The 14274-nt window shown below is 46.6% G+C and carries 12 protein-coding genes and 1 CRISPR repeat array (1 of these 13 only partly in view); all 12 genes read right to left on the reverse strand.

Features of this window, described 5'->3' with window-relative positions:
- Positions 1–2777: direct repeats of the CRISPR family, unit length 36 nt; unit sequence GTGCTCAACGCCTTACGGCATCTAAGGTAGAGGAAC; it begins 5142 nt to the left of the window's first position.
- A gap of 251 nt (positions 2778–3028) precedes the next feature.
- Complete coding sequence (cas2, locus tag RIF25_RS07110) at positions 3029–3322, reverse strand: CRISPR-associated endonuclease Cas2 (RefSeq protein WP_322877857.1); 294 nt, start codon at positions 3320–3322, stop codon at positions 3029–3031.
- 1 nt (position 3323) lies between these two features.
- Positions 3324–4979, reverse strand: coding sequence for a type I-MYXAN CRISPR-associated endonuclease Cas4/Cas1 (locus RIF25_RS07115; RefSeq protein ID WP_322877858.1), 1656 nt, complete (start codon positions 4977–4979; stop codon positions 3324–3326).
- Positions 4980–5130: 151 nt separating this feature from the next.
- Positions 5131–5790, reverse strand: a complete 660-nt coding sequence (gene cas5 / locus RIF25_RS07120; protein WP_322877859.1) for a CRISPR-associated protein Cas5 — start codon at positions 5788–5790, stop codon at positions 5131–5133.
- Complete coding sequence (locus RIF25_RS07125) at positions 5787–6782, reverse strand: hypothetical protein (RefSeq protein ID WP_322877860.1); 996 nt, start codon at positions 6780–6782, stop codon at positions 5787–5789. The genes cas5 and RIF25_RS07125 overlap by 4 nt, the downstream gene beginning before the upstream one ends.
- A gap of 35 nt (positions 6783–6817) precedes the next feature.
- Positions 6818–8329 (reverse strand): type I-MYXAN CRISPR-associated Cas8a1/Cmx1, encoded by a 1512-nt coding sequence (gene cas8a1, locus RIF25_RS07130; protein ID WP_322877861.1) that lies wholly within the window; start codon positions 8327–8329, stop codon positions 6818–6820.
- A complete protein-coding gene (gene cas3 / locus RIF25_RS07135; protein ID WP_322877862.1) occupies positions 8320–10731 on the reverse strand; it encodes a CRISPR-associated helicase Cas3' in 2412 nt (803 codons plus the stop codon). The genes cas8a1 and cas3 overlap by 10 nt, the downstream gene beginning before the upstream one ends.
- Positions 10728–11147 (reverse strand): PIN domain-containing protein, encoded by a 420-nt coding sequence (locus tag RIF25_RS07140; RefSeq protein ID WP_322877863.1) that lies wholly within the window; start codon positions 11145–11147, stop codon positions 10728–10730. The genes cas3 and RIF25_RS07140 overlap by 4 nt, the downstream gene beginning before the upstream one ends.
- Entirely contained in the window at positions 11144–11407 is a 264-nt protein-coding gene (locus RIF25_RS07145) for a hypothetical protein (RefSeq protein WP_322877864.1), read from the reverse strand. The genes RIF25_RS07140 and RIF25_RS07145 overlap by 4 nt, the downstream gene beginning before the upstream one ends.
- Positions 11408–11427: 20 nt before the next feature.
- Positions 11428–12078, reverse strand: coding sequence for a type I-MYXAN CRISPR-associated protein Cas6/Cmx6 (gene cas6, locus RIF25_RS07150; RefSeq protein ID WP_322877865.1), 651 nt, complete (start codon positions 12076–12078; stop codon positions 11428–11430).
- Positions 12079–12282: 204 nt separating this feature from the next.
- Positions 12283–12600 carry a DUF433 domain-containing protein gene (locus RIF25_RS07155; protein ID WP_322877866.1) on the reverse strand — a complete coding sequence of 106 codons (318 nt, stop codon included), beginning with the start codon at positions 12598–12600 and terminating at the stop codon, positions 12283–12285.
- Positions 12601–12666: 66 nt separating this feature from the next.
- Positions 12667–12945 carry a DUF2442 domain-containing protein gene (locus tag RIF25_RS07160; RefSeq protein ID WP_322877867.1) on the reverse strand — a complete coding sequence of 93 codons (279 nt, stop codon included), beginning with the start codon at positions 12943–12945 and terminating at the stop codon, positions 12667–12669.
- Between the two features lie 146 nt (positions 12946–13091).
- Entirely contained in the window at positions 13092–14078 is a 987-nt protein-coding gene (locus tag RIF25_RS07165) for a helix-turn-helix transcriptional regulator (protein ID WP_322877868.1), read from the reverse strand.
- Positions 14079–14274: the final 196 nt, after the last annotated feature.

Consider the following 14274-nt stretch of genomic DNA (forward strand, 5'->3'; position numbering starts at 1 on the left):
GCTATCGTTTTTACTGATGTGCTCAACGCCTTACGGCATCTAAGGTAGAGGAACCCCTCGTCGGCTGCATTCCGCTTTAGCCCCCTCGCGGTGCTCAACGCCTTACGGCATCTAAGGTAGAGGAACTACCGCGCCCTAGTGAATAGTTTTTCCAAAACTCCTGTGCTCAACGCCTTACGGCATCTAAGGTAGAGGAACTACTTAGTTAAGAGATAGTGGATTAGCAAGTGAAGTGCTCAACGCCTTACGGCATCTAAGGTAGAGGAACTAATACGATTAACAATTACTATTACAATACTGTCGTGCTCAACGCCTTACGGCATCTAAGGTAGAGGAACGTGGATTCAGTAAGTAAATCATTCCGAATTAGAAGTGTGCTCAACGCCTTACGGCATCTAAGGTAGAGGAACCATAGTGATAAACCTCATATTGACCATCATAGTAGTGTGCTCAACGCCTTACGGCATCTAAGGTAGAGGAACTTGCCTTTTCCGTTGATTTGAACGTTTTGAAATTCGTGCTCAACGCCTTACGGCATCTAAGGTAGAGGAACGCAATAGTCGCACCCGCTACACCACCACAGACTAAAGTGCTCAACGCCTTACGGCATCTAAGGTAGAGGAACTTTAGATGCCCTGGATAAAGCCCTTGCCGCCTACGAGGTGCTCAACGCCTTACGGCATCTAAGGTAGAGGAACAAGGGTAAGGAAAAGTTGACGTTGGCCTGGGAAGTGTGCTCAACGCCTTACGGCATCTAAGGTAGAGGAACAATCGCTCCTCTGCCGTTAACTGCTCCGGGAACAAGTGCTCAACGCCTTACGGCATCTAAGGTAGAGGAACGAATAGGATTTACAAGAGTCTTTCTAGCCTTTTCAAGTGCTCAACGCCTTACGGCATCTAAGGTAGAGGAACTAAAAGAAGTGAGGCCCCAAGGGGGGCCGGTTAACGTGCTCAACGCCTTACGGCATCTAAGGTAGAGGAACGAGCATATTTCAGGTAATTGATTTAGCCTACCTTTTAAGTGCTCAACGCCTTACGGCATCTAAGGTAGAGGAACTGCCCTTTGACCAATTAGCTCTTGGATCTTGCGAAGTGCTCAACGCCTTACGGCATCTAAGGTAGAGGAACTTGGTTTTCAAAATTACCTATAAAATCTATTGCCAATAGTGCTCAACGCCTTACGGCATCTAAGGTAGAGGAACGAACGATCACGTAAAACAACCACAGTCTAAGCGTGTGGTGCTCAACGCCTTACGGCATCTAAGGTAGAGGAACAAGCTCTAAGCTGTCCCAAGTTACCAGGATTCGATGTGCTCAACGCCTTACGGCATCTAAGGTAGAGGAACCGGCATCGAGGCACGGGGCAAATAGGCTGGGGCGAGTGCTCAACGCCTTACGGCATCTAAGGTAGAGGAACATTCGCTCGAACCCTGCACCTGCTCCCAGTTAACGGGTGCTCAACGCCTTACGGCATCTAAGGTAGAGGAACGTGTCACCAGTTCAAGTCTGGTTCCTGGCATTGTTTTTGTGCTCAACGCCTTACGGCATCTAAGGTAGAGGAACTTACCAATCGGGTAAATGTCGGCCGCCCCGCCGTTGTGCTCAACGCCTTACGGCATCTAAGGTAGAGGAACTTGTGTGCAACTTGCCGACAGTATCGCCTCTGCTGTGCTCAACGCCTTACGGCATCTAAGGTAGAGGAACTAATTCAAAGACTGAATTTGGAACCGATTCCACACGTGCTCAACGCCTTACGGCATCTAAGGTAGAGGAACGCTAAACAGTGAGGTCTGGTTAACCCTGCGATCCAGTGCTCAACGCCTTACGGCATCTAAGGTAGAGGAACCAGGACTCCCCCCCCAGGGAAGTTGTAGCTATTTAGTGCTCAACGCCTTACGGCATCTAAGGTAGAGGAACGGTATTGCAACCACAACTTCCGAATTTTGCTCACAAGTGCTCAACGCCTTACGGCATCTAAGGTAGAGGAACTGCCCAGGCCAAGATTACCCTCAATCAGTTAATAGTGCTCAACGCCTTACGGCATCTAAGGTAGAGGAACTAATTTCTAATCTCGCCGCAACACGCTGAAAACTGTGCTCAACGCCTTACGGCATCTAAGGTAGAGGAACCCCTGTAACTGTCCCCGAAATTCGTGAAGTTGATCGGTGCTCAACGCCTTACGGCATCTAAGGTAGAGGAACTCCTTCCCCTTACGCGTAAATTTTGGGTCTGCCAGAAGTGCTCAACGCCTTACGGCATCTAAGGTAGAGGAACCGCTTGCCCTTTCCTACGTTGTCGCCACGACAGAGCGGTGCTCAACGCCTTACGGCATCTAAGGTAGAGGAACTGAACACCCTGATCAAGCTACTTATGCTCGGCTAGTGCTCAACGCCTTACGGCATCTAAGGTAGAGGAACGAGTTTAGCGTGATGCCACAGGATGAACCATAAGGGGTGCTCAACGCCTTACGGCATCTAAGGTAGAGGAACACAGCGTCAGACCAACACTGATAAAAAATTCGGAGTGCTCAACGCCTTACGGCATCTAAGGTAGAGGAACTCAATAACCTCAGCAAACTTGTAAATTCTGTCTTGTGCTCAACGCCTTACGGCATCTAAGGTAGAGGAACTAGTTGATAAAGTGTACAACTTGTCGTTTTGGGTGTAACGTGCTCAACGCCTTACGGCATCTAAGGTAGAGGAACATCGTGGACGAGTGCGTCTTGCCCTGTTCTGAGTGGAGTGCTCAACGCCTTACGGCATCTAAGGTAGAGGAACCGCCCCCGCTGAAAGGCTTACCAGGCCAGGCCTAGGTTGAGGTCTTTCAAGGATCGGTAAAAACAGGTGGTGCTCAACGTCTTACAGCATCTAATTAACTATAATTGTAGCACGAAATGCTTGCTGTATCAGAGCTGTAGGTCATGCAAGTATCGTAGAAACTAACAACAACTTCAAAAATCAGTGTTGAGGGGCCATTGAGCCAAATCAGGGATTGATCAATGACAAACACGTTCGGATACTTGCATTGGCTAAAAGATTTGGTGAGCATCGCTAGACTCAATCCAGGCCCCAGGCCGATTACAACCACACAAGCGTTCCCGACAACGTTCACACAGGCCAACTAACAAAAGAGCATCTTCGGGTTCGAGAATCTTTTCGAGTTCCCAACGGAGTTTTTCGCAGTTGCGTTGAGTCAATAGACACCGAAAAATCGAGAACTGCAAGCTTTCACCGTAACCCTTGAGAAGTTTATAGGCTTTGCGCCAACGTTTTGGGTCGCGAATGTCATAGCAGATGAGATACCAGTTTTGTTTTTCTGCCATGTCAGCGCACCACCAACTTAGCGAATAATCCTGGCTCACCCATCCATTCCTTTTCCAATAGGCGTACCTCTAATTCCAATAACCGGCGATAGGTGAGGGAGTAATTGGTGACCGGATGCTTCCATTTTTCTTGCTTGCGGCGTTCATAGGCATCAATTAATTTCCGCCGGCCACTCTCACTCAGCCAAACTTGGGAACCTCGGCATTCAAAATCCGTACTAATTTCCCATTGATTACGATTAATTGAGGCGACCACAACCATATCCACTAGGGGCACACGGAAAATCTCCATTAAATCTAAGGCTAAGGGGGCGGCTTGAGAGCGGGGCTGATGGTAAAACCCAAGGGCAGGCTCCAGGCCAACGGTGAGAATCCCATTCATCACGTCTTTGAGCAGCAGGGCATAGCCAAAACTGAGGAGGGCATTAAATGGATCTTTGGGGGGGCGACGATTACGGCCGGAAAATTTGAGTTCTTCCGGAATCCGCTCAGTTAATAGGGCGGGTAAAGCGGAAAAATAGAGGGCGGCCAGATTTCCCTCCAGGCCCAGGAGCGATTCCAGAGAGTTGACTTGCTCGATCTGTTTGAGGACGGCCTGCATTTGTTCAATGATTGGGGTGACGGTGGTGAGAATATCAGACTTTCCCCGCTGACCCCGCATGAGAAACTTGCGTTGGCTTTGGCCCCGACAGGTGACGAGTAATTTGGCTAAATGTAGGCAGACTTGGGCATCGGATAGGGCTTGATATTGACGAATCCGGCGTTGAATACTGCCTTGGCGGGGATCAAAACTGCCGATGTAGCGACCGCCCCCGGTAATAAAATGCACCCCAATATCTCGACTGACACAAAAATGCAGGGCCTGGGTCGAAATTTGGGAAAAGCTGTGGAGAACGACTTGACTCACCCGCTGGGCAGGTAATTTTTCCTCGGGCTGGTCTCGATGGTTGATCTTGATTTGCTCACCGGATTTACCCACTTTCGAGCCAGGGGTGAGGACATGAATAATCTCCCGGTCATCATCGCGGGGAAAAAGGCGAAATGTGGCTCGCTCGGGGTCTTGAGATAAACGGGCTTCTTCCGGCAGGCAAACAGGGGCAAGGGAGCAACTGGCACAGAGTTTTTCATTGGTGGCCACGGGGGGGCGTTGCAGCGATTGACGCAGGGCCTGGGCTTGTTGAATTGCAGTCAGGACTTTTTGGCGGCCGGCAGTTGTTAGGGGAACTCGCACCATGACGTTATCGGCATGATAGCGAATTCGACCTTCTTGGATGGGAATATTTAACGCCTCTTCAATCAAATAGGCATAGGCTAAGATTTGGAGTTCGTCACTGGCCCAGGCCTGGGGTTGTTTATTTTGATCTCGATAGCAGCGGCCCCGTTTGTGTTCGTAGGGAATCACTTGACCATTGCGAGTGCGTAGAGCATCCACCCGGCCCCGAATGCCCAAGGTTTCACTTTCGAGGTTTAATTCTTCCCAATCTTCATCCTCTTGTTTTTGCAGTTCCACATGGAGCCGCCGCCCCGCAAACACTGCTGCATCTTGGGTATAAAGCTCTTCGACTTCCTCTAAATAAAACAATCTGGGGCAATAGGCCAGGGCATGAAGGGCACAAACTCGGATCGTTGGGATAATTGGGGGGGCCTGGGTCAGCATGATCTTCAGAAGGAATGGCAACACGCCCAAGTTAGCTTGTTACGGATAACTAGTCAGGGTTTTCATGCGAATGACCAATTCCCCTTCCTATCAATCAGTCAGAAGATTCTCAACACCTACTTAGAATAGCTATAAGTTTTTACACAGAAAATTAACCACGAGGATCAACTATTGGTGTGAATTTATCTTCTTCTGGCTCTGAATAAATTAATAATGGAGACTCTTCAAATTGATACCGCCTCCATCGAGTATGAAAAGCTCCAACGTGATCAACCCAAATCGGTAACTCAATTTGTCCATTATTCTGAGGATTCAGCCAGTGCCAACCCTGAAAATTCCCATTCCATTGGCAAAGTTTCTCACTCCAATCAGGTAAATCAGAGATCAATGAAATATCATCAACCGCATCATCACTTAAGCCTAGACTAACGATACCAGTGCGATTGACCCTCTCTGGTGTGATGATTGCCTCAGTTAATCGAGCTTCGAGGGTACGACCGTTGGTTTCCTGACTACTATCCACCCAGCATAGAAAGTCAATGCCACAGAGAGTTTCAATGAAGTCTGGAGTACGAGATACACCATACTTAGCACCACTCATCCGACGGAGTGTGCGAGAGATACGAGGCTGTCTGGCAAATGCCAAAGCTAGTTTCACTCCAGAATGATTAGCTCGGAATCGCTCTCCTACAAGGGAAAGCAGCATTCCATAGACTGTTGCAGGTGGAGGAAAAGGATAAGTTTCTGCTAGTGAGCGAGCATAGGACTTACGAAAGCTGGCATAGGGCACTTCAATATGCAAAGTGATCACGAATTCCCTCCTGCCACCACTTGAGGCGCAACAGCTTGATAACTTGGGTCAAGCAGAGCAATACGTCTCCGAGCTTCATCAACCGCAACTTTTACCCCTTTGAAAACAGTCACGCCCAACTCTTCTAGTTTTTTACCCTCTGTTGTGGTTACTACTTCCCCACCCACGATCAGTTCCGATGCAGAAATATCACCTGCTTCCACTCGATGCAGCAGTTTTGCGATTGTATAGGTACGATTCTCTTCATCATGTTCAAAACAGTTCTGAATTTTAGACGAATGGGCACTCGTTACCCGCAAAACAATGGAGGCAGGGGAGAAATCATAGGCAAATCGAGCATGGTTGCCAGCAACGGGAGGTAAGTCAGCCACAGCACTCATCAGCTGACCAATATGGGCTTTATTGATCACATCTGAAAGATTTAATCCAAAGAAGTATTGATACTCCGTTGTATGCATTTCAGCCGCATACAAAGATAACTGCCCAGCTTCTTTAGCACCGCTTACACAGTTGAAAGAAAGTTCCCCGCGATAAGGTCGTAAACTTACAGCGCGTCCCACAGCCAGAGGACTCTGACGGATTGTTACCGTTCCTTTGGCTTTACTCCTACCCTTGCCTTTCTTGGGTTGTTCGTCATCAGCAGCTTCTTCCACCACCTCTTCTTTCTCAGCTACGCTAGCCTTAGCATCCATAAAGCCCATTAGGTCATCATCAATACGAACAGCCCCCGCAACAGGATTCCAGTAGGTGCGATCTTTATCAAAATATTCAAGCTTGCCATTCTCGAATTTTCGGTTGACAGATTCTGGGCTTTCAAGTTGAAAATAATAGCGGAGTGCAAACCGAATTGCTTCCGCAGAGACGCTGGTATGCAGGTCATCTTGATGAAATACCTTTTGCAAGGTTGTAGTATTGCCAATGTTGTCGCCTCGATTATTTGCAGCAACCGCTTCGCCAGTCAAAACAGTCCCGTACAAGTAGTGAACAGTCATGATTTTATCTCTCTCAATATTGTTGGTGAATAGAGTTAGTTGTTGTTTTTCTTGTCAGATGAGTAGCTGACTAGGGCAAAGAGCAAGAGATTCTGAAAGCGATCGAAGTTACGTGGGTTAAACATAAATCGTCGAAGTCGTTCCATCTCCTCTTGAAAAGGCTTAATTGCTGCCCCACTAGAAGCATCGGCACAAAACCGCAAGAACCAACCTGCCAAGGTGTCTGGCGTTTTAGCTCTCAAGATTTCATTACGAATCTTTTCCTGACGCACTTCTACCAATCGACCAAAATCTAGCCCTTGATCTTGCGCCCGTTCTCCCAATTTTGCCATTGTCATTTCCCATGCCTTATGAAAGGCTTGAATAATGGCACGATCCTCCAAGTCCTTAATTGCTTCCTTCATTTTGACTAATCCCTCCCGTGAAAAATTCATACGTTTGAAATCTTCTTTGGTTTGCACCAAAATCTTGAACTGACTGCACCAGTGCCGCTCAGCCGCCAGATTCGCCGCTATCAACTCAGGGATAGCACTAGTGTTAATTGCGAAGGTGTCACCTTTCTTGTTCTTGATAAATTTGCCACTGCTCAAATATTGATGAGCAGCTAGAAAAATATCCATCTCTGGGTAGTCACCGCTAACCCGAACAGTCATGCTGCGATTCTTTTGATTAACATCCCAGGGAACTTTACCCATAACCACCGCTTGACAGCCAGAAATGCCCCGCTCACTGGCAACATTGTCGGCACTAATCGCAATCATGAACCGCAATGCTGCCTCTTCTGCTCCACCAACTACTCGCTCTAAATACCTATGGCTGAAACGTTTCATTTTGCTGTTTTCTCCCATGACACTACGCATGGCGCGAGTAAACTTTTTTAAGTCAGTCACATCTGGAACCACAATGCAGGCTTGGGCAATATCGGGTTGATAAACCTTAGGACGAAGCAAAAAAGTCGGGCAAGCAATAGCCAGAAAGCTCAATAGCAGAACTTCTTCCGACTTCGCCTCCAACAGGGCTACGGCTCCTGGGACTGCAAATTGCCGAATCATTGCCGTTGGCGGAATAGCATCATTGGGCTGCTTCTTTTCTAGTAGGTCGGTCTTTTGTGCCTTCTGATGGGCATAGACATCAATAGTTTTGTAACTCAGGAAATCCCCTGACTCATCATCGGCTCCTTTCAGTTCAATCTTTTTCACTTCTTTTCCAGGACGCATTTTGTTATGTTGCAAAAACGTTAGACATAAGCCCTCATGTACAGCAACTTTGAGGTCAAGAGAATTTTCATCAATGAATTGACCTGGCAGATCGATCAACTTGTCATCGGTTAATCGAAAAGAAGCCTCTAGGATTCGCTTCACCGCTTCCTTTTCAGAAATATCCTCGCTAGATTGAAGGATGACACGATCATGCTCTGCTTTTGCTGTAATTCCATCCGGTTGTTTGTCGCTCCAAGCTGTGATCGTTGCGGCCAAACCACCCAATGCAGCCCGATGGTAAATCGTGAAATTTGGATCGGTTAGCCGATACTCAATATTTAAAGCCATCTTGCACCTGTCCCTTGGTAATTGTTGGGGTCTGCCTCTGCGTTGTCGTATTCGTCATAAGTCACTTGGTCATCTGGAGCAATGCGAATGCCTGCTACTCGTTCCCATTTGAAAGCAGCCTCTCTTACAGGGATTGAGACTTCATGTTCACGGAGCCAATCTCGCTTAGGTTGACCAAACTCTTTATCCTTTTCACCACACTTATCCATATCCTGCTTGAGGATCACTGAGATGGTGTATCCCTCACTGCGAGTCATACCCGGTCGAGTGCGCCACAACCCAGAGAAAAAACAAGCTCGTTCCTCAGCTTTCGCCAGATTAAACTCCAAGGGATCGGTAACTCGCTCAAAATAGTCCGATAGGTGTTTTTGGTGTAATGGCTCTTGTAATGCTTGTAGTTCGTTAATCCACCGTTCGGCTAGCTGAAGTTCTGAAAACTCATAAGGCTTTGCATCTTTCTCTGCAACAGGACAAATTAAAGCGGGCTTGGGCTGTCCTGGGTCATCTAGGGTTGCCCGTCGATTTAGCCGTCCCATGCGCTGAATCAATGCCGGAATGGGTGCAATATCACTTATTAACAAGTCAGCCGAAAGGTCTAGGCTCATTTCAGCTACTTGTGTCGCAATGAGGATGGCGGGTTGTCCTACTTGCTTAAAATCATCAATGACGCGACGGTGGCGTTTACTGCGGTCTTTGTAGCGCAGGCGGGAGTGGTACACATAGACAGGAATATGGGGAAATTGCTTACGGGCTAGATGGTATAAACGGTTTGCCCAATCAACCCGATTACAAACCCAAAGCACTTTGCCTTGATTGGTTTCACTCAGATGACTAACACAGTAATCAACTTGCTCCCATGCGTTTTTTTCATCGATCGGGTATTCGATTAAATAGCGAGGTAGCATTTCTCGATCCGGTGGCCCCGGAATCCGTTGTAAATCCTCCCGAACGGCCTTGATGGCATTGCGTCGTTCCTCTGGTAGGGAGGCTGTCATCAGCAACACAGGTAGATTAGGAAAGTTTTTTAGGAATACTAATAAGTGCCCAAATAGATACTCGTCAAAAGCATGAATTTCATCAAACACAATCACCGATTGCATGATAGCTGGAATGGAATACACAGCCCGTCTAGCATTTGCCATGAGTCCCAAGACTGTATCAGCAGTTGTGACGACTAGCGGGGTACTCCACAGGGATAATGCCTCAATTTTGTCTCGTTCAGCGTTGAGCGCTTGTTGTGCAGCTTTAGCGGCATCATCAGACTCGGCATCTTCTTGGACTACGGTTTGTGCCATTGTTTGCAAATCAACGGAAGCTCTTGAATGCGCCAAACTTGCAGGAATACCAGATTCTAAAGCGTAGTCTTTGAAATGTTCTGTGGTTGTGCCTGTTGTGGGTAAACAGAAAAACATCCGAACATTTGTGCGTCCCGCTTGGGTGAGTTGTTCACACCAGCGTTGTGCCCAAAGGTAGGCAGCCAGACTTTTACCAGATCCACAACCTGCTTCCGCTAAAATTAGGTAGGACGTAGAGTTTCCCACATTCTGTTGAAAATCGAGTAGGTTTGTAATTCCTGAACGTTGTTTTCGCTCTTGAATTAAGTTCTCCAAATCATTTGGTGTTAAGCCCATCGCAAGTTCTTCAGAAACATATCTAGATAATGAGTAAAGTTGAGATGATTTTTTCTGTTTGGCGATCGCACTAGCACACACATCTGCTGCAATTCCAAAAGCTTTGACAAGAGCCACAAAACATTTTGACTCCTCATCCTGAAAGTCCGCTTCTGCCTCTTCAAACTCATCCTTTAGATTACTGATAGACTCTCTGGCAGGCAGGTCACAAGATTGGCGTTTGTTGTGGGCGATTTCCATATCCTTGTGAAATATTGGTGGTGACTCAAGGGACAAATCACTTGCCATTTCTTTCAGTATCAGTTGAAAATCCGGATGTGTTAAATGAACAGAAAGAGGTGGAACTTGTTCGGGTGAGGTATCTTCATTGAATTTTCGGTGATGTCCAATTGCTCCCCATATAGCAATCAACTTCAATTCTTCCAATGGTTCCAACCAATCACAAAATTGTTCATTCAGATGGGCTAGGATGCCTGATAGCGTCTCATGACGAATCAACTGTTTCATACCATTTTGAGTTGTCACCATTTCTTGAAAATGGCTATTGGCTTTACCTAAGTCCTGTATCCAACCATTTGCCACCAGAGTTCGTTCAAACTCTGCAAACTTTTCAATGCTTAATCCTGCATTTTGCAAGGCAATGATTCCGGTCATTTGAACTAATGCTTTGCAAGCTGCTGCTACATCTCGGCTATGCTGAACCAACAGGGCGTAGTCTGGAGGATTGGGATATTTTGTATGATCATAAGATTTCGCTAGTAATCGTTTCATTTTGCAACCTCGTTAGCTTCAATTAGCTTTTGTGGGGTATAAATGGGAACAGTTCGGTCTGTAAAATCTTTTGGATTGCGGGTCACGATTCCATCCAACTGAGATGCAGTCGCCGCCTCATATTGAACCCCATCTTCAAAATCTTTGAAATTACCAGTAAGAGCCTGACGAATGATCGCATCGTCAACAGTAGCAATTTGACAAAAAGAAACAATATGCCTCAAGAAGTCAAGAGCCAAAGATTTTCCCTTACTCTTGCGAAGAATGTAGAACAGATCGCTAAAGCTAGAGGCTGAAACATAGCCGATTAGTGTCTTTTGTTCACAAAGTGCCAAAATGCAATCGCTATCATTAAAAAATGGCTCTCTTTCTAATGCGACATCGAGTAAAACATTGGCATCAATCAAGATTTTCATAGATCGTATTTCTCTTTAAGAGCTTCCCATCTTGCTTCATCCACATCAAAATCTTCAGGTGCAGGTTCTGTTTGCTCAAACCATCCTTCTAGAGCCTTAACTGAGGATTTAACCCTTTTTTTTGTTGAAGACCCGGGTGGAATGGATGGCGAAATTGGCCATACCACTAACTCCACTTCACCCACTGGCAAGGCGATCGCATCTCGAAGATGCAACTGCCCATCAACATCAACCCACCCCTTTAACTTCAGTGCTTCCATGATTTTTATCCTTAAATTATTCAAAATACTTGCATCGGTGTAAATACACCACAACCCATGCGATGCTTACCACCCAAACCTAAAATTTGTAACTTAATCGAATCGTCTGCGTTCAAACCCGAAACTTCTAGTCCAAAACCCACGACAGAATAAGTTTTAATCTTGATCGTCTTCCGGCCTGGTTTACCCTCAGCATCCAAAGGGACAAGCGCCTTTCCCACAATTCCTAGAGCGTCTAACTGAAACCGAGCCGCCTCTAAAAAACTCTCCGGTTCTTGATGATTCTTGATCGTTACAATTCTTGCCCGTAAACGATCCGCAGATCGCAGCATAAAAATTTGAGGAATGCCTAATCTGATCGAATGTGACCCAATACTTAGCTGTTTCCCTGCAAGGTGATAGACCATCGGTAGAGACTCATAGGGCAATCGAATTCGTAAATGTGATCGCTCCGTCAAAAAAATCTTGCCCTGTCGATCTGGAATTCCTGCGATCGTCAAAATGCTTAATCCATCTTGTTCATGAACTTGAGGTGCTAGATGGGCGATGGCACTATATAAACCATAGCCATGATCTGCGGGCAGTGTTTGTCCTACAACAGCAAAACAGAGTTCTACATAAGAGCCAATAGATAACTCTACAGAAGCCGGACTATTCGCAGTCGCTAACATTTTGAATTTCTCCTAATGTGACAGTAAGTTCTGAGATGCCTAGTTCCTTAGCCAAAATTTGCCTCCAGATGCCTGCAATCGGTTCAGATAATTTGAGTTTGCTCAGGGGATTCACCTTAGGGGGATGTATTCAACTATGTTTTGCCATTCTTCTGGCTCTGAGGCCTTGAGGATATGCACATCCATATACAGGGCAATGGCCACCTACAAAACCCCCTGAGCTTTCATTCGCAGATAAAAAGGGGATCGGGTCGCTTGTGATTGATCCGCCTCCACCTGTTGCAACTCAGCCCGAATTTCTTGATCAATTTCAGACTGGTGATCAAAATAGTAGCCCATTGCTGCATGAGCCTCTGCCAAGGTGAGATAAGGATGTTGGCGGCACATTTCCTCCACAGACCAGCCATGAGCCAGATAATCCATGACCAGGTGAACCACACGAATCCGTGGATGGCTTAATAGGTAGGCAGACTGCCCGTCAGGCTTGTGAATATGGGGATAAAGTGCTGGAGGTGGAAACATGAGTGTGTAGGTATAAGAAAATAGTTGTTAGTTTGTCCATCAGGTCATCTAGTGTGGCTGAATTGCTTAAGCCTTAGAAGTAGAAATATAGGCCCCAGGTGCAGGTGCGCCTCGTAGCAGTCCTTCAGCACTCAAGTCTTCATCCAGTTCTTCCCAGTGAACCCCATAGCCACCGCCACAGATTTCCCAGGCCTCCCTTTGTTGAGGCGTTGCGTTCAAGAGCCTGGGATACCAACCTAACGGGACTATAATTATCCGATCGTCCATTAACTCCACGCTAATTGTTGTAGATGTAAAATAAACTTGCTTTACTCTTTCATCAGGCCGAATCGCAAAAGTTGCCATATCAGGACTCCAATAGTAAAGATAGTTTTCTAGGTTCCTGACTATATAAACCATAGCCATGATCTGCGGGGAGAGTCTGACCCATGACCCTAAAGTGCAGTTCGACATACGTGGTATTCAAGTTGTTGGTAGTGTTTGGAACTGTTTCAATAGTTAGCATTCGTCTCTCCTGTGTAGAAAGTATTCATTATGGCAACCTCATCACGAATCATCTGCATCAACTCCGGTGGCTCTCTAACAATGGCTCCTTTGCCGTAGAACAACACCCACCGTTTTAAGTCATTCAGGCCCCGCACCACCATCTGTAATGTCAGAGAACCATCGGGATGTTCCTCGATTTCTTGCGTGGGATGCCAACGCCGTTCCCGGATATAAGGTGCAGTAGGGCAATCAAACCAGATAGAAATGGGCTGTGGAACTCCCCCCGCTTCATGTTGAAAAATCATCTCCAGATAGTCTTTGGCATTAAAGGTGGGGACAATCACAAACGGGGTTTCCAACAGGTCTAAGGCTCGGATCCGGTCAACTCGAAACCAGCGAATTTCTCGGCGATTGTGGCAATAGCCAATCACATAGGGATTTGTGCCGCGGTAAATGTATAAAAGATAGGGATCAAATTTGCGTTCGGAAATACAATTGCGGCTGGCGGTGAAGTAGGTCATTTGGACTTGCCGATGCGCTTGACAGGCCTCTTCTAGGGAATGCCAAATATCTGGATTCAGGTTGATCTCTGCCCCGGAGCGAAAAATGATCCGTTCATCGGCAATGGTTTGTAAATCCACCCAGGCCTGTTCGGGCAACCGTTCACTGAGTCGGGTAATTGCAGACCGTAAATTTTGGGCATAGACTGAGCCACTGTAGGACTCCAACATCCTTGCGCCCACGGTCAAAGCAAAGAGTTCACCTTTACTGAGGGAAACACTCGGTAATCGCCAGGTATCGTCAGTGTAGTGAAATCCCTGTATCCGGCTAAACTTCAAGGGGGCATGAAACCGATCTCGTAAAAACGCCAGATCATTGCGAATTGTCCGCTCACTCACTTCCAAAGATAAGGCCAGATTGCCGATCGTCTGCCGTTGCTTTGCGCGAATCAGCGCATCTAATTGCAGTAGCCGTTCTAGGTGGCGAGACATAAGGTTCTGTCAGTCAGTTGTAACCAATCTAGCAAGACAACCCGGCAAGAATAGTGCCACCTTAAACTTGTTTTAATCTTAATTCTGATAGAGATATCCAAATACTATAGACAGCCAGTTCTAGATAAATTTCGTTTGAATCAGATAGAAATTCAAGATTAAAAAATTGCGTCAATTGGAGTGATAAGGGATTGGG

It is taken from the genome of Pseudocalidococcus azoricus BACA0444 (genome assembly GCF_031729055.1).
Lineage (GTDB): Bacteria > Cyanobacteriota > Cyanobacteriia > Thermosynechococcales > Thermosynechococcaceae > Pseudocalidococcus > Pseudocalidococcus azoricus.

Coding starts and splice junctions, on each gene's coding strand:
- RIF25_RS07165 (WP_322877868.1), bottom strand. CDS start 14,078: ATGTCTCGCCACCTAGAACGGCTACTGCAATTAGATGCGCTGATTCGC.
- cas8a1 (WP_322877861.1), bottom strand. CDS start 8,329: ATGGCTTTAAATATTGAGTATCGGCTAACCGATCCAAATTTCACGATT.
- RIF25_RS07160 (WP_322877867.1), bottom strand. CDS start 12,945: ATGGCAACTTTTGCGATTCGGCCTGATGAAAGAGTAAAGCAAGTTTAT.
- cas2 (WP_322877857.1), bottom strand. CDS start 3,322: ATGGCAGAAAAACAAAACTGGTATCTCATCTGCTATGACATTCGCGAC.
- cas6 (WP_322877865.1), bottom strand. CDS start 12,078: ATGTTAGCGACTGCGAATAGTCCGGCTTCTGTAGAGTTATCTATTGGC.
- RIF25_RS07145 (WP_322877864.1), bottom strand. CDS start 11,407: ATGGAAGCACTGAAGTTAAAGGGGTGGGTTGATGTTGATGGGCAGTTG.
- cas3 (WP_322877862.1), bottom strand. CDS start 10,731: ATGAAACGATTACTAGCGAAATCTTATGATCATACAAAATATCCCAAT.
- RIF25_RS07140 (WP_322877863.1), bottom strand. CDS start 11,147: ATGAAAATCTTGATTGATGCCAATGTTTTACTCGATGTCGCATTAGAA.
- RIF25_RS07125 (WP_322877860.1), bottom strand. CDS start 6,782: ATGACTGTTCACTACTTGTACGGGACTGTTTTGACTGGCGAAGCGGTT.
- RIF25_RS07155 (WP_322877866.1), bottom strand. CDS start 12,600: ATGTTTCCACCTCCAGCACTTTATCCCCATATTCACAAGCCTGACGGG.
- RIF25_RS07115 (WP_322877858.1), bottom strand. CDS start 4,979: ATGCTGACCCAGGCCCCCCCAATTATCCCAACGATCCGAGTTTGTGCC.